The organism is Streptomyces lydicus (assembly GCF_004125265.1).
Taxonomy (GTDB): Bacteria; Actinomycetota; Actinomycetes; order Streptomycetales; family Streptomycetaceae; genus Streptomyces; species Streptomyces lydicus_C.
In genome coordinates this window covers 1,840,163-1,855,018 of the sequence record NZ_RDTE01000003.1, presented here as the reverse complement: position 1 = coordinate 1,855,018, position 14,856 = coordinate 1,840,163, and the positions used below count along the sequence as shown (strand labels likewise).

The window sequence follows — 14,856 nt, the reverse complement described above, 5'->3', positions numbered from 1 at the left end:
CCCAACCCGCACCCCCCACTCCACCTGCATGTCCCGCCCCGGCCCCACGCCGCCGTTAGCACTGGAAGTCCATATGCCCCTTTATGCCCGTGAGTTCTTCGCCGAACTGGGAATCCCCTTCGCCAACAGCACCGTCGTCGGGAACACGTACTACGCGACGCCCGTCCCCGGAGAGCCGCTACGGTTGCGGGTCGAATTCTCCGAAACCATCTATGCGCACACCTACGGTGGACTGCGTGTCCAGGTCACCCATCCGCACACGGGTGTAGTCGACACCACCGTCCTGACATTCAGCGACCACGGGACCTTTCGCCGCCGCGACGAGATCGCGGGAAAGCAGCTCGGCTACAGCGGATGGGGCAAGTTCGACAAGTACCACGCCGCCGGGGAAATGCCGTGGCAGGGTGCCGAGTTCGACGGCCTGCGCAGCGCCATCGAGCAGTACTGCCAGGTATGGTTCCCCGGCGCGTGGGATGCAGCCACGCCCCCTCGCACCCCCAGCCGCACCGTTCAGCAGGTGCCGACCCCGCCGGCTTCCCACACGACGAGTCGCACCCGCTGAGCCGCCACACGACCGAATGACCACCTTCGAGCAGCAGGCCCCCGGAGCTACCTTCCGGGGGCCTGCTGCGTACGGTCGAGCCAGCGGTCGACCCAGGCGGGGATGGGGAGGGCGAGCTGCTGCTGGGCCGCGTAGATCGAGGGGGAGCGCTCCTGGATCTTCTTCAGGTGGTCGCCGCGGCGTTGGATGGCGCGCACTTCCAGCACTCCAGGCCACTCGGCCAGGTTGGCGGTGATGGTGATGCACTGCTGGTTGTCCCCAGGCGGCAGATGGCAGTTGCAGTGCTCGTCCGAGGCCGTGATGGGCAGGCCCCAGTCGGGTGCGCCGAGCAGCGTCATCAGCCGCGGATTAGGCCGACCCGGCGCAGCAGCCCGCTGGAAGGGGCAGATCCGCGAGGTCGCTGTCGCTGAGCACGACGGTGCGACGATCCGCGGCCTCGTAGCCGCGGGCGACGTCCCCGTACGGCACCTCGACGCCTTCAGCCTCGCAGATGCGCCGTCGCCGGATCCTGGCGCCGTTCTCTGTGGGTTCCAGGACCGTTGCGTGACGTCGTACAGCGCCCCGTCGTTGGGGCCCTACGGCACGTTCTCGGGGGGTGTGGCTCTGTGGCGGATCGTTGCGATCGTCTCGTGGACTAGAGGTAAGAGTGCGGGCATTTTCTGTGCGGATGCCTTCGGGGATCCGGTACTGGACCGTGGTGGACGATGAGCTTGGCCCGATGTGTTCGGCGCGACTCGCTTATGAGCCAGTCCAGAAGTACCTGCTGCGGATGCCAGTGGAACCGTCGGCTTGCGGGGCAGAAGTGAAACTCTGGCCTGCATGGCCTGTGTATGGCTCGGCAGACACCGCACCCGTGTTGGAGAACGTCAGAACACGGTCGTAGTACTTGTTGCGGATACCGATGGAACCGTCGCCCTGCGGGACGATGCTGAAGCTCTGGTCCTGGCCACCCGTATAGGGCCGGGCGGTTACCGCACCGCCACTGGTCATCCCCAGTACGGAGTTGAAGTACACGCTGCGGATCCCGAAGGAGCCGTCGGCCTGCGGGACGATCCTGAAACTCTGTCCCGCGCCACCGGCATACGGCACACTGGACACCGTGGTAGGGCTCATATCCAGCACAATGGGGTACCGGCCCGTCTTGTTCATCTTGACGATGGCGGCCGTCACGGCGCTGTGATGGTTGATGAAGTCCATCGCGATCACGCCCACGCGCCTGCCGGGTGAGTACAGGCGGTTGGCCTCCGAGAGGGTGTAGGGATTCACGTCCCGCGCGTAGGCCCACGGGGTAACGCCGTATTGGGGACCGCTGTTGGCGCTGGTGTAGTTCATGAAGATCTGCGACCTGGATGACCCAGCGTTGATCGCCTTGACCAGGTGATTGTGAACGAGCTGCTTCTTGTACGCGATGGTCGGTCTTTCCCAGACGTCCTGGGTGTCGAACAGGCTGGATCCGAGGTTCAGCCCTCCGATGTACGGGGCGCGGGTCATCAGCACAATCTTGCCGCGGACCTGTCCGAGGTCGGGGACACTCGTCGCGATGTGGAACCGGTACCGCCAAGTCGCGTAACTGTTGTCGAAGACCCAGCGGAACGTCTCCGCCGATTCATTGGACTTCGTCTGCGAGAGTCGCATCAGGATCGTCTCGCCGGGGTGTGCCTGCAAGTAGTCCCAACACTGCTGCATGGCATCGCCGAACATCATTTTCTGGTAGACGTCGCCGTGGTGGACAGCGAAACTGCGTCCGGAGCCGCCGCCTACCACTCGACAACGAATATCGACGAACCGGACACCGGCTGCGAATTGTTGGGGAAGGCTCCAATCCTGGCACTGGGCGTACCCGAACGACCACGTGTCATACCGCGAGCAGGACTCATGCGTGCCCGGGATCGACATGTCACTCAGCTTGATGTTGTCGGGAACACCCGCCATCCAGTCGGACAGAGGCATGACCTGCCCTGCATCGGCGGGTGCGGACTTCCCGGCCCACTTCTCGTGCGGCAGCTCCTCCAAGGGCTTCTCCGCCGGTGGGGGCGCTTCCTCTTCATAGACGGAAGGATCGGATTCTCCGTGCTCCGGAAGCTTTTCGAGCAGCTCAGGGGCAGCGTTCATTTCTTCTTCGGCAGCGATCTCGTTCATTGCGGTCTCACTTCCGTCTACCTGGATCCGGCATACGCCGCTCCAGTACCTGGAACCTACTCGGACGCCGCACTCATGTAACTGTCACCTGGGTGCGGCAGAGATCACCCCTACGGAAGGGGCCCATTGGCAATGCCGGGACTGTCGAGGCTGAATTCTCTTGCAGGGGCGGAGAGTGGAAAGTTTCAGCATCGTAAGGCGCTGGATCTGGCGAGTACTCGGAGTTCTCTGGCGGTGGCCAAAAAGATGGCCTGTAACGCCATCTTGCAATTACCAAACATCGGCGAAGCGCACAATTACCGTGCGCCTATGAGAGTCGCGGTACAGGAGAAACGCAGGTGAAGGCCACGGTCGCCCGCCCGACGGCGACCTCCGCCCTGCGGACGCCTCACCTCCGTGGGCGGCACCACCCGCCGGAACACCACCCACAACTCCTCCGGCACCAACCGCTCAACCAGATCCCGTCATGCACAGCTCAACGGACGATCACGCCATAAGAAACGATGTCCAAGCCCACCGCCGCCGATGCGTGAAGTGGGTACTTACGCGGGTCGGACCTGGTCTGTCACGTCCTCGCTCTTGGCGGCATCCCCCAGCAGGGCGGCAGCCACGAAGCTGGGCATCGTCACCACCCCGTCATCGTCCGAACGGATCAGGGCGTTCTCGACGCGGGACGACGCCTCGACCGAGTGCGATTCCTCGATGAACTGGCCGGGGATGACTGCCTCCCGCACCGTGATCACGTCTTTGAGGGTTCCTTCGAGTCCTGGCGCTGTAACTGTTCCGCTGAAGCGTAGGGCCCGAGGGGCATCCCAGTTGCTGTTGAAGGGTTGCCTGTACCGAACGAAGAAGACGAAATCGCCTTCGAGGATACGCATGACGGGCTTGACTTCCAGCCACATCATGTGGCCGGGAGGGATGGGTACCGTCAGTTCGTCCTTGAACGTCGTTGAGCTGGACCAGGTCTGCGAGAACCCGGAACTCACCGACGCGGTGACGGTGTTGAAGAACGAGGCCGAGACCGTGGCAGAGACCGACACCGTTGTTGACGCCTCGACCGTCTTGGAACCCCCGATCACTCGCGTAATCGGGGATGCTGTCGTGTTGTGGACGGCTGAGCCAATCCCCACCGGGGCTCCGAAGTCGTATCGCATGACCTTGTGCCGGCCGATGACGCCGTGCTGCAAGTACGCCTCCTCCGTCACAGGCCAAAGCCGCGGTTCAATCACGGAGGGGTCAATCACCGGCAGCCCCTCAACGGTTGCCGGGTTGACCCCGTGCTTGTGCAACTGCGCATTGATTGCGGCGTTGTTCGGGTGCTTCTCCAGCAGTGCCACGTGCTCTCCTTGCGTCGGCGGGTAGGCCCGCTACGGGCGGCAATCTGGGCAAAAGCCCAACCGCAGGCACAATCTGTCACCATTGCAACACTTTGGGTAGTAGCGAATCCGGCCATGGCCGCGCATGGCCTTCAGTGACCCTGCGCGCCGGGGCGGCTCCACCGGGCAGGATTTAAGCAGCAGAGGCCGCAGCAAGCGCCTTCCGGATCGGCGCCGCCGCGGCGTGCTAGACGTACCCCGTTCCGAGTTCCAGCGCGGGCTTGAGTGCCGCGGCGGCGTCGCAGTCGTGGCAGGCTCGCGCGCCCGGCCGCATCAGTGCGTCGAGCGCCTCCATCACGCCCAGCTCGACCCCTCCTCCACTGGCTTGCCGGCAGCCCGCTTCGTGCACCACCGTTCCGCCGCGCCGTTTCGGGTCGGGCAGCGTGACCCACCCCGAGGGACGCGGCGGGGGGAGCTCTGGGGGGAGTCGGCGCGTCGGCACACGGGACAGATCGATCCCCTCGATCGGCTGGAGCTGCTCGGAGGTGACCCAAACCCCGTACTCGGCTGCTTCCACGCCCGTCTCCGTTGCCACCCAAGCCGGCACCCCGATGCGATAGCGCCACGGGTGCGGCCCCTGTGTCTCACGCCTCTCATGAAGCCGTACACGTACGGTCTGCCCGTCCGGCAAGACCAGCGTGATCTCCGCCGGCACGCCGACCGGCGGCTGATCCTCGGCCCAGCGATCCATCTACTGCGCTCCGGACCCCAGCTGCTTCGCCCGCACGCGCAGGGCCACCCGCTCGCCGCATCCGGCACCGCGCGACGACCAGTACGGGTGCCACCACACCTGCACCGACAGCTGCAGCAGACGCTTCCGCAGCACGGTCGTCCCTCCGCGGCGCGCCGGATCCGCGAGGGCCCGGTACGTACGGTCCCAGGCGCATTGTGCGGCGAGAAGATCCTCGGGGAACGAAGGGCGTTGCATACCAGCTATTGCATCACGTGTTCGATTTCTGTCGCATCTGTGCAGGTGGAACAGGTAGCAGGTGGAGCAGCGGGGTGGAGCGAGGCCCGACCGCAGGGCGTTGCGGCCGCCCCATCCATACCTCCGAGGGCGCCCTGCCGAGAGGGCGCCGCGCCATGGGATGCGCGCGGTGATGTTCTGCTACACCACCAGCGGCAATGGCCTCCGGCCGGACCTCATCCTCGGCTCGGCATCGCCGTTTGCGCCGAATCAGCCCTACCCCCCGCCGGCAGTGCCAGGATCGGTGAATGCCTGACCTCGTTCGTACATCAGACGGCAACTGGTGGCCAGCCAACGTGCAGACACCGCGACTTGTTCTGCGTCCGGTCGCCGAGGATGATCTGCGTGTTGCCGAGCGGCTCTGGAGGGACGAGCGGGTGCGGCGGTACCTGGGCGGGCCGGTGAGCGAGGCGAAGATCGCCGTGCGGCGTCGCACCCTTCCGGGCAGTCCCGGAGTCATTGCCATCGCGGAGCGCGATACGAACGCCGTGATCGGCATGATCACCATCGACCCGTACTCCGGGCGCGGTGCCACCGAGGTGTCCTACACCGTCGTGCCCGAGCGCTGGGGGGATGGCATCGGCCGCGAGGCAGTGGCCGCCGCCCTCGCGTGGGCGAGAAGCCTGCCCGGAACCGACCGGGTCGTTGCCGTCACGCAGACCGCGAACCGAGCCTCGCGCCGCCTGCTGGAGGCCGTGGGGATGCGCGAGTGCGGCGAGACGGTCGAGCACGGACACCCTCAGATCATGTATTGCGGCTGAGTCCTTGACGGCCGATGCGGCGGTCATGGGCGTCCGCGCATCGACGGCTACGCTGCCGCAGTGATCGAGTCCTCCACGCTGCCCGGCGACCCCTCCGAGCTGCACCTGCGCATCTCCTACGACGACGGACTCTGGGACACCCCGCAGGCCGACACTCTGGAGCGGTGGGATGTCTCCGTCCTGCACCGGCTCCGTACACACCACGGCGGCGAGGACCTGGCCGCGACCAGCAACTGCGCGCGGGCGGACTGCCCCTCGTGCTCCGTGGAGGACGTCGCGATCGGGGCGCTGACCTTCTATCGGGTGCGTCTCGACCGCGGGCGGAATGCCTACTGGGCCATGGAAGAGGAGTCCGAGGACCTGTACGAGACCGCGCAGGTGCTCCTCGACCCGCAGACCGGCTCGTTCACCGGCGAGGTCAGCGAGATGTTGGAGTACATCGGCACGGACCTGCTGGTGATGGACCGGGTGAACCTTGACCGGCAGTGGCGAGGCCATGGCCTGGCCGTCATCTTGGCCACCGAGGCGATCCACCGGCTCATGCCCGGCTGCCGGGCCATTGCTTGCGCACCCGGCATCACCGACCTCAGCAGCCACCGCCTCAAGGACCGTGCCGAGTGGGACCGTGTGACTGCGAAGATCGCCCAAGGGTGGGAGCGCATCGGCTTTCGCCTGTACCGCGACAACGTCTATCTCCTCTCGCCCGTCTCGCAGGACCTGGAGGAGCAGCGCGGCGAACTGCGGGGACGGCTCGTGGAACTCGGTGCATCTTGGAGAGCCGCGACGGCATGACTGGCGCCGCGGAAGGGACGCGAGAGCCGTCGCGTCACAACGCGGGGCACTGGCCTCACCGGTCGTGCAGCCAGACCCTCCAGCGGCTCCGGCGGCGGACCGGCACACCCTCCTTCTCTGGGGTCACCCTCGCCCTCGTCACCGGGCCGAGGGCCTCTGGGCCAGGGTGGGACTAGGCGTGTACCGGAGGCAGGTCGTACGAGGCGGCTGGTGCACTATCAAACGCCTCGATTGGATGGCGAAGGACAGCAGTTCGCCGGGGGCAGACAGGAAAGGCCGCCCAAGGGACTGGTGGACGCTGCCACGGCATGTCAACCTAAACGACCTTCCGGAAACCCCCAGGTCAGAGAGGTGATGCTGTGGCTTTGGATACGGCGCGACCCGGGTTCGCCACCACGGTCGGGGCCCTGCGGCTCCGCTCGTGGAAGCTCGGCGCCGGCCAGCCGATGGAGGTCATCGACCAGTTCACGGCGGCCGATTTCACCCACATCGTGGACGACCGGGCCGACGTCCACGTCAGCTCGCGTGACGGCCGGTTCTACCTCGGCTACTTCCCGAACGGCCGGCCGGGCGGAGCCGACGAAGACTGGGTGACGGGCGAGGGCTGGGTGATCGCCGTCACCGGCACCGCGAAAGTCCCCGGATACCGGATGTCCTTCGGTACGGAGACACCAGCGGAGATCATCGCTGGTGTCGTGGCCGATGTCCTGGCCACCTCCCAGCCCCTGTGACTGCAAGCCGCTTCGTACGCCACGTCTACTCTGCCCCTGCTCTCGCAGCTCGCCTGCACCGCTTGGAGAACGCCTTGGAATCGCACCCGCACGAGATGACCGTCGGCGACCTCATCGACGCGCTGTCCGCATCCGACCGTGACACACCCGCCCGACTGGCCATCAACCCCTTCTTCCCCATGTCCCACCGCCTGGGCGGCGTGGTGGAGGCCGCGGACGAGAACGGCCGGCCGATCGTCTACATCGCCGAGTCTCCGGAGGCCGAGCAGTTCGGCCCCCTGCCGCCCGCGGTTGCGGTCGCCCTGACCTGGCAGGCACCGAGCGATGCGCCCCCGCGCCGACGGCGCGGCGCCACCGGCCTCAGCGCCGACCAGTAGCCCAAGCCCGAACGACGGAGGCGCCCCTGTACCCGCATCACCCCCTCGATCCCTCCCACCCCAACTCGCCGGACCCCACATACTGGGTCACCCCGCGCCACCTGGCCGGCGATGACGACGCCCTCGCCGAGCGGATCGGCGACACCCTCACCGGGCTCGGCTGGCGCATGTGGCCGACATCTCGCAACACCCTGCTCTATGTGAGCCCGGACGGGCTGCGCGGCGCCGAGTGGATCCTCGCCGCATACCCGTTCGAGCTGGGCGGACTCCCGGTGGCCTGGCAGCTGTCGGCGCGCCCCCACCCCGCCTCGGCCATGACCGAGTGGAACGCCTACTTCACCGCAGGCGTCCCCCACGAGGCGCTCACCGACCTCCTGCTCGCGCTCGACGCCCACCAGGCACCCGACACTGGGTTCGAGGGAGCGGAGGCGGTGCTCACCGCGCTCACCGCGCGAGGTTGGCTGCGCGATCTGGACCGACCGCGCACCACTGCCACGGACCCCGGCTTCTGTGCCAGCGTCTCCTTGGAGACGCTGCCGTCGCTCGTCCACGACGCCGACCCGCGTGATGACCTCCTGGGGTGGCAGGCGTGGGCGGAGCCCGTGCTCGGAGCACCGTACCTGTGGTGCGCCGGCTTCAGCGCGAGCGTCCCGCACGAACTGGTCGCGGCCTTCGCCTCCTCGCTCGCTGCCCCCGGTCCGGTACCGCGCCGCACGCTGCCGCAGGGCGCGAAGGACCGTCTCACCGTCATCCGCCGCAGCTGACTTTGGCGCTTCCCGCGCAGATCACGACGGCCTGCGCGCCGCACGAGTCCCACCACCCCGTCCTTCGTCTTGTGGAGGTTCCTTGACCCTGCCGTTGATCCGGCTCGCCATCGGCCGTACGAACGGCACCGCCCACTGGGGCGTGCTCCCCGACCAGGATGAGACGCGCACGCTGTGTGCCACGCACTCGCCCGATCTGTTGCCCGTCACTTCGACAGACGCTGCCCACCAGATGTGCCAGAGCTGCACACGGGCTCTGCTGGCCCTCACCACCGCGCCCCACCCCGGAGGAGAGCCGGACGCCCGCCCGGGCGACGGAACGGGAAAGGGTGCGGCGGGGCACCGGCCGATCCCTGGCCATCTGCTCGGCTACTGCGGCAAACGCCTGGACACCCGCCGGGCCACCTCCCGGCACCGGTGTGCCAACTGCACCCGGCTCAGCGACAGCATCGACCGGTTCCTTCGCGACGCAGGCGATCTTCAGCTGCCCGCCGGGGACTCCTGCCACGGTGACGACGACCTGCTGTGGATGCCGCATGGCCGAGCCAACCTCGTGACCGGCCACCGACGCAACTCCGTCACCGGCAACGCCTACTGCGAGCAACGGCTCGCCGCCCCGAACCCCGGCGCCCCCAACGAGTGCGCGCCGTGCCGACGGCACTGGGAAGAGGCCGAGGTCGTACGCCAGACCTACACGCTCCCGGTCATGCGGGCCGAGGCCCTCGCCTGGCGCGAGCGCCGGCTCAGCATCTACGACGACCGAGCGTGCTCCCTGCGCTCCGGCGACGCCTACACCCTGTCCGGCTGCGCACAGACGCACCACGTCGTCGCGGTGACCGACCGCAGCCGCGACAGCCACACCGACATCCTCGTCTACCTCTCCGGCGACGACCGTGTCACCGACGTCCGACTGCGCCGAGATCGCCTCGTCACCATCCAGCGCCCTGACACCGTGGAAGCCGCCATACCTCACCAGCGCATTGCGGGCGCATAGTCCCTTTATCTCCGCTGCCCAGAAACAGAGAGGAAAAAGAGGAAGGGGATTCACTCCACGTGCCGAAGTTTTGGTGCGGTATCGACTGGTCGGAATCGCTGAATGACGTGGCGGTGATCGATGAGAGCGGTGAATTGGTCGCGCACACCAGGGTGGAGGCGACGCCGGAGGGGGTGAAGGAGATCCTCGCCCTTCTGCGCGGCCTGCGTACGAGCCACACCCACAGCCGCAAGCAGGTGCCGGTGGCCATCGAAACGCCCCACGGTCTGCTGGTTGCCGCCCTGCGTGCCAAAGACCAGCCGGTCATTGTCCTGCACGCCGGTACGGTGGCCCGCTACCGCGGGCGCATCAGCCCGGCCCGCAAGAAGAGCGACCGCACCGACGCGGCCCTGCTGGCCAACATCGTGCGCACCGACGGGGCCTGGCACCGGCCGATGCCTCGGACCTCCCAGGAGGCGATGGCGGTCACGGTCCTTGCCCGGGCGCAGCGCAAGGCAGTGCACACCCGCCAATACCACCGCAACCAACTACGCAGCCTGCTGCGCGATTTCTACCCGGCGGCACTGGAGGCGTGGCAGGACCTCCCTCACGGCATCGTGCGGGCCGAGGCCCGCGCCCTGCTGGCACTCGCGCCCACCCCCGGCAAGGCGCGCGAGTTGCGCAAGCGGCACATCGCCGACACGATCGCCGCCGCCGGCCGCACCCGGCTCGTCGATGACCACGCTGAGCGCCTGCGAGCCGTCTTTCAGCACCATCACCTGCGCCACCCGCCCCACATCGAAGAGGCCATGGGCCAGCAGGTCCAAGCCGCGCTCGCCCTCCTGAACCAGGCATGCGCGTCGGCCGAGTACCTGACCGAGGCCGCCACGACGGCGTTCCACGCACACCCGCACGCCGAGATCTACGCCTCGTTCCCCGGCTGCGGCTCCCTCATCGGTGCCCGGCTGCTCGGGGAGATAGGCGACGACCCGGACCGGTTCACCGTTCGCGGCCTGCGCGCCTACGCGGGAGCCGCGCCGCTGACGTGGGAGAGCAGTTCGAGCCGGGTGGTCACCCACCGCCGGATGGCGAACTCCCACCTCAAAGAGATCGGCCACATCTGGGCCTTCGCCACCCTGACCCGGTCACCCGGCTGCCGCGCGCACTACGACCGCCGCCGCGAGCAGGGCGACCGCTATGCCGCAGCTCTGCGCAACCTGTACGGGCGCCTGCTGTCCTGCCTGCACTTCTGCCTGAAGAATTCCACGACCTACCGGGATGAAACCGCGTTCCCCGGCGGTTGTGAATAGGTGAGTGGGGCGGAGCGGACGGCAGCCGGGAACACACCTGGGAATTCACCTCGGGCCACATGAGCCCTTACGCGGGAACGGTGCCCGGCTGCCTTCCGCTCCGCCCCACCCCAACATCGCCGTCGGCTAACGCAATGGGCCCGGCACCTGACCCCATCGGGTCAGGTGCCGGGCCCATTTGAATTGGCCAAGAGCCGTGGCCCCGTTGCCAGGAAAAGGCCGCGGGGCCGCGGCGCGGCGTCACCGGGCAGCTTGTGCCTTGTGGAGAGCCTTGGCGACGTGGGTGTCGACCAGTGCGGGCGAACCGGAGACGATCAGCAGGACGTTGCCCGTGCGGATCGCCGTCTGCTTGACGACGCTGCGTTGTCCGCCGGCGGAGTAGGTGAGCAGCTGGCTCCACCGCTCGTCGCCCAGGTTCGGCGCAGTCGTCTTCCGGGCGTCGATGTCGATAACGCTGCTGCCCGAGGTGACCTGGTAGGAGGAGCAGGAGACCATCGCGTCGAAGATCTCCCCGATGCCCGTGGACAGCTTCGTGGCGCTGTCGCTGTAGAGCTCCTCGCTCACCTCGGAGCTGCTGCTGCCTGCGTAGGCGAAGGACGCCTTCGCCTTGCGGGGGAAGCTGAGGCTGCTGCCGGTGGCCGTGTCGCCGCCGAGCTTGGCCACGGCCGGGCAGCCGATCACGCTGACGTCGTCGTGTCGGACAGCAGCATCGGCCTTGCGGGTGTAGCCCTCGCCCAGGTCGCCGTTGTCGAGGAGCCGCTTGCCCAGCTCGGTCGAGGACAGCGGCGCGGATGCCTTCGCCTCGTTGCCGCCCCCGTGCGAGGGGGCGGCGGAGGACGCGGCCGGGCCGTCGGCGGACTGCGCGCTGGTGGAGCAGCCCGCCAGGGTAAGGACGGTGAGGACGCTCAGGCCGAGCGCGGTCGTGGTGGAAAAGCGCATGCGAAACCCCTTGGTGTTGCGAGACGGACGGTCTGACCGGGTCGGCCTCCGGGTGCCGACGAACGCAGGGGTGGGGAAGGGGTTTCGTGATGTCAGTGGCCGAGGTGGCGCAGGCCGTCTTCGAGGTTGGGGTGGAAGTGGTCGACCGGACCGGAGTTGCGGTTGTACCAGGCGGTGCTCAGGCGCTCCTCCTTCGTCTCGTGGCCGGCTGGGCAGCGCAGCCACACCGAGTCGTCGCGCATGTTGAAGACGACCCAGTTCCGGTACGCACCGCAGTGGCACGCGTGGACTTCGCCGTCGATGACGAGCGGCAGGTCCCAGCGCATCATGAGCCCCGAGACGTCCTGGCGGGACGGCGCCCGGAACTCCGGCGGCAGGAAGTCGGGCACCTCCGCGGCCTCCGGCGCGGCCGGGGCGGGTGCGCCGGGCAGTGGCAGCTCGGTGTGCATCGCCAGCAGCGCCTGGCCGGCGCGCTGTGCGTCACGGAACTCACGGTCACGGGTGCGTCGGAACATGCCGTCTCCATCTCAGTCGTCTCGCCAGGCACGAGGAGAGTGCCGTAAGTCCCTGACCTGCTGCAACTCTAAGAATGTTGAACTCAGCGGGACTTGGGGGAACGGTCGTTGCCGTGCTCCGGACGCTGTGCGGTACCGCGGGTGGCGGTGGGCTCGGCGGCAGCGGAGGCGTGCTCGGCCACGGCGGATGCGTCGGCGGGCAGATCAGCCATCCGCCGCAGCCGCCAGACGAGCACGTCGCTGATCGAGCCGGCGGTGTCCAACTCCCGCCGCTCAGCTGCTTCGGCCAGGAGTGCGGCCGGGTCGAGGCCGGCGCTCTCGGCATCGGCGAGCGTGGCGGCTAGGGCGTGCCACCCCTGCTCGGTCAGGATCTGCTCGGCCAGCTCGGGCATCGCCTGACGCAGGTAGGCGGTCTGCTTGCGCTGCATGGGCTGGGACAGACGCCGGCCGCGCTGGTGCAGGACGGCCAGGTGCATGGGTGCGGCGCTCTGGTAGGCGGCGCGCAGGTGCTCGGCGGCCTGGCGGGCGGCAGCGGCCTGCTGGGCGTGCGCCTTCTTCCCGTGCCAGTGGGCGGCGGCGGTGACCAGGAAGAACAGCATGTCGATGACCATCGCGGTGGTGGCGCCGTCTTCTCCGCGGCCGAGCGCCGGCCCGCCGTAGACGAGGTCACGGGCGGCCTGGCGCAGGGCACGGTCGTGACCCCGCTCGGCACGAACGTGGGAGCGGGAGGCCCGCTCGAACGCCCAGGCAGCTTCTCGAAGTTCGCTGCGGGTGTGCGCCGCCGAGGTCTTGGCGAGCGCGTCGAGGACTTCACCGGCCGCGGCGAGCTGCGCGGTGATCTGCCCGTCGTCGTCCTGGTCGAGGACCAGCACGGCCTGCCAGACCGCCGTCGTCGCCTTCCGCCGCGCGGTCGAGGGGCTGACCCGCGCCGGGCCGGAGGAACGGTCCGTGGCGGCGTCGCGGTCGTGGCCGGAGGCGTTGGCGGAGAACCGCTCGCGGATGCGGGGCAGGGAGAGGTCGGGCGCGAGGGTGGAGCCCGAATAGTAGATGGGCTCCTGGTCCTCGTTGCGGTCGTCGGGCAGCGCGACCTTGTAGCCGAGCAGATCGCCGGAGGGCGCGACGCGCTGGCGGATCAGCAGGCCGGCGGCTGCCAGGCGGTCGAAGAACTCCTGCTCGCTGGCGACGCCGGCTGCGGCGTGGCGCACGGTTTCCCGCAGCTCCTCGCGCGGTGGGCGCTTCTTTCCCTGGCGCTCGGCTTTGTGGCGTTCGGCGCTGGTGGGGCGCTTGGCTGCGGTTCCGTCGCCGGTGTTCAACCGGCGTAGGCCGTAGTCGACTTCGATCTTGCGTGCTTCCTCCTGGGAGCGTTTGCCGTCCTGGCGTATGCGGGCCTGGCGGCCGTCCTCGCGGACGACGGTGGCGATGATGTGGATGTGGTCGTCGGCGTGGCGGACGGCCGCCCAGCGGCAGGCGGCATCGTCGCCTTCGGGGGCGATGCCGGTGGCGGCGACCATGCGGCGGGCGATGTCGGCCCACTGCTCGTCGGTGAGGACCGGGTCCTCGGGGGCAGCGCGAACGGAGAGGTGCCATACGTGCTCGGCGGGCCTGGCGCCTGCGGGCAGAGCCATGACGGGCTGGTCGAGCAGACGCTGCAGGTCGCCGTAGGTGGTCTTGGGGTCACGGCCCGGGTCAGGGGCCAGGCCGTCCCAGGCCGCGACGAGGTGGGGGTCGATGTGCTCCTCGTGCGTGCCGGGCCCGTACAGGTAATACAGCAGGCCGATGGTGCGGGTGCCCATGTCGTGGACGCGGGGGATCATGCAGCCGCACGCTCGCTGTCCAGGTAGTGCTGGGTGAAGTCGTCCACCCGCCGAGCGGCACGGTGCACGGCGGCGAGCACCGCTTCGGCCTGTGGGGCGTCACCGCCCGAATTGAAGGTCTTGGCAACCTGGTTGAGGTTGTTGCCGACCTGGCCGAGGTGACGCCGAAGAGCGAACAGTTCGTTCAGCACTTCGCGTTCGCCCGCGATCTCGGCGGTGGTCCGGTCAAGGTCGCGGGCGGCTCTGAGTGCAGCGTGGGCAAGGAAGCTGGCGACACTCATGTGGCAGGCGTCGGCGGCACGGGCGATGAGCTGGTACTCGTCGTTGTTCATGCGGCAGCTGGGCTGGTGCATGCGCTTCTTGTCATCGCGCAGGCGCTCGCGCTGGTGCACGCGTGGCTTCGCTGCTGTGTGCGCGCACTCGGCGCTCTGGCGTGAGTGCGTCTTCTCCCCTTCACGATGCGAGCCGCCCTCGGTCGCATCCTGAAGGATCGGCGCCCCCTGGCGTCGATCCTCTCCCGCCACCCCCGGGGCGGGAGACGCAAGAGCATTGCTCCCAACGGGAGCAATGCTCTTGCACCAACTTGCTCGTGGTGAGGTCGAGTTGGCTTCCGGCTCACCGTGCGCGTGAGCGGGGGGTGTCGTCGGGTTCGTCATCGGGTTCGGTACCTCGTAGTGCGGATACGGAGCTGAATTTCGGCGGCCAGGTCGACCATGGCGGTCGGACCGTCGAGGACGCGGACGGGGGAATCGACGCGGTCCTGGACGAGCCACTGGCCGTTCGGGGCCAGCACGGCTGCGTGCAGGAGCTGGTAGCGCACGAGCACCTCCGCCCAA

Annotated in this window: 19 protein-coding genes; 8 read left to right on the top strand and 11 right to left on the bottom strand. The window is 68.3% G+C overall.

Annotated features, from left to right (window positions below; genetic code table 11):
- The first annotated feature begins 73 nt into the window (after positions 1 to 73).
- On the top strand, positions 74 to 562 hold the full coding sequence (locus D9V36_RS10775; RefSeq protein WP_129293577.1) for a hypothetical protein: 489 nt from the start codon (positions 74 to 76) through the stop codon (positions 560 to 562).
- Positions 563 to 609: 47 nt separating this feature from the next.
- Here the strand turns inward: D9V36_RS10775 and D9V36_RS10770 are convergent, their stop codons facing one another.
- From D9V36_RS10770 to D9V36_RS10745, 6 genes are all read right to left on the bottom strand, one after another.
- Positions 610 to 900, bottom strand: coding sequence for a hypothetical protein (locus tag D9V36_RS10770; protein WP_129293576.1), 291 nt, complete (start codon positions 898 to 900; stop codon positions 610 to 612).
- Between the two features lie 10 nt (positions 901 to 910).
- On the bottom strand, positions 911 to 1,096 hold the full coding sequence (locus D9V36_RS42840) for a Ku protein (RefSeq protein WP_347239876.1): 186 nt from the start codon (positions 1,094 to 1,096) through the stop codon (positions 911 to 913).
- Between the two features lie 204 nt (positions 1,097 to 1,300).
- The gene (locus tag D9V36_RS10765; RefSeq protein WP_129293575.1) at positions 1,301 to 2,701 is read right to left on the bottom strand and encodes a phosphatidylinositol-specific phospholipase C domain-containing protein; all 1,401 of its coding nucleotides are present in this window, start codon (positions 2,699 to 2,701) and stop codon (positions 1,301 to 1,303) included.
- Positions 2,702 to 3,243: 542 nt separating this feature from the next.
- On the bottom strand, positions 3,244 to 4,038 hold the full coding sequence (locus D9V36_RS10755) for a hypothetical protein (RefSeq protein ID WP_129293574.1): 795 nt from the start codon (positions 4,036 to 4,038) through the stop codon (positions 3,244 to 3,246).
- A 226-nt stretch (positions 4,039 to 4,264) separates the two neighbouring features.
- Positions 4,265 to 4,594: a DUF6233 domain-containing protein gene (locus tag D9V36_RS10750; RefSeq protein ID WP_129293573.1), complete on the bottom strand. Its 330-nt coding sequence runs from the start codon at positions 4,592 to 4,594 to the stop codon at positions 4,265 to 4,267.
- 174 nt (positions 4,595 to 4,768) lie between these two features.
- Complete coding sequence (locus D9V36_RS10745) at positions 4,769 to 5,005, bottom strand: hypothetical protein (protein ID WP_129293572.1); 237 nt, start codon at positions 5,003 to 5,005, stop codon at positions 4,769 to 4,771.
- Between the two features lie 287 nt (positions 5,006 to 5,292).
- Here D9V36_RS10745 and D9V36_RS10740 point away from each other — a divergent pair, with 287 nt between their 5' ends.
- The 7 genes from D9V36_RS10740 to D9V36_RS10710 all read left to right on the top strand — a co-directional run bounded on the left by D9V36_RS10740 (position 5,293) and on the right by D9V36_RS10710 (position 10,752).
- Positions 5,293 to 5,805, top strand: a complete 513-nt coding sequence (locus D9V36_RS10740; RefSeq protein ID WP_129293571.1) for a GNAT family N-acetyltransferase — start codon at positions 5,293 to 5,295, stop codon at positions 5,803 to 5,805.
- A 60-nt stretch (positions 5,806 to 5,865) separates the two neighbouring features.
- Positions 5,866 to 6,597 (top strand): hypothetical protein, encoded by a 732-nt coding sequence (locus tag D9V36_RS10735; protein WP_129293570.1) that lies wholly within the window; start codon positions 5,866 to 5,868, stop codon positions 6,595 to 6,597.
- Between the two features lie 359 nt (positions 6,598 to 6,956).
- Entirely contained in the window at positions 6,957 to 7,328 is a 372-nt protein-coding gene (locus tag D9V36_RS10730) for a DUF317 domain-containing protein (protein ID WP_129293569.1), read from the top strand.
- Between the two features lie 95 nt (positions 7,329 to 7,423).
- On the top strand, positions 7,424 to 7,705 hold the full coding sequence (locus tag D9V36_RS10725; protein ID WP_129298327.1) for a hypothetical protein: 282 nt from the start codon (positions 7,424 to 7,426) through the stop codon (positions 7,703 to 7,705).
- A gap of 26 nt (positions 7,706 to 7,731) precedes the next feature.
- Positions 7,732 to 8,469, top strand: a complete 738-nt coding sequence (locus tag D9V36_RS10720; protein WP_129293568.1) for a DUF317 domain-containing protein — start codon at positions 7,732 to 7,734, stop codon at positions 8,467 to 8,469.
- 82 nt (positions 8,470 to 8,551) lie between these two features.
- Positions 8,552 to 9,463: a hypothetical protein gene (locus tag D9V36_RS10715; RefSeq protein ID WP_129293567.1), complete on the top strand. Its 912-nt coding sequence runs from the start codon at positions 8,552 to 8,554 to the stop codon at positions 9,461 to 9,463.
- Positions 9,464 to 9,522: 59 nt separating this feature from the next.
- Complete coding sequence (locus tag D9V36_RS10710; protein WP_129293566.1) at positions 9,523 to 10,752, top strand: IS110 family transposase; 1,230 nt, start codon at positions 9,523 to 9,525, stop codon at positions 10,750 to 10,752.
- 240 nt (positions 10,753 to 10,992) lie between these two features.
- Here D9V36_RS10710 and D9V36_RS10705 read toward each other — a convergent pair whose 3' ends face one another.
- The 5 genes from D9V36_RS10705 to D9V36_RS10685 form a co-directional block, all read right to left on the bottom strand.
- The gene (locus D9V36_RS10705; protein WP_129293565.1) at positions 10,993 to 11,691 is read right to left on the bottom strand and encodes a hypothetical protein; all 699 of its coding nucleotides are present in this window, start codon (positions 11,689 to 11,691) and stop codon (positions 10,993 to 10,995) included.
- 92 nt (positions 11,692 to 11,783) lie between these two features.
- Positions 11,784 to 12,206, bottom strand: coding sequence for a hypothetical protein (locus D9V36_RS10700; RefSeq protein WP_129293564.1), 423 nt, complete (start codon positions 12,204 to 12,206; stop codon positions 11,784 to 11,786).
- A gap of 83 nt (positions 12,207 to 12,289) precedes the next feature.
- Positions 12,290 to 14,020: a relaxase/mobilization nuclease domain-containing protein gene (locus D9V36_RS10695; protein WP_129293563.1), complete on the bottom strand. Its 1,731-nt coding sequence runs from the start codon at positions 14,018 to 14,020 to the stop codon at positions 12,290 to 12,292.
- Positions 14,017 to 14,412, bottom strand: coding sequence for a plasmid mobilization protein (locus D9V36_RS10690; RefSeq protein WP_129293562.1), 396 nt, complete (start codon positions 14,410 to 14,412; stop codon positions 14,017 to 14,019). The genes D9V36_RS10695 and D9V36_RS10690 overlap by 4 nt, the downstream gene beginning before the upstream one ends.
- Before the next feature lie 260 nt (positions 14,413 to 14,672).
- Positions 14,673 to 14,840 (bottom strand): hypothetical protein, encoded by a 168-nt coding sequence (locus tag D9V36_RS10685; protein WP_347239703.1) that lies wholly within the window; start codon positions 14,838 to 14,840, stop codon positions 14,673 to 14,675.
- Positions 14,841 to 14,856: the final 16 nt, after the last annotated feature.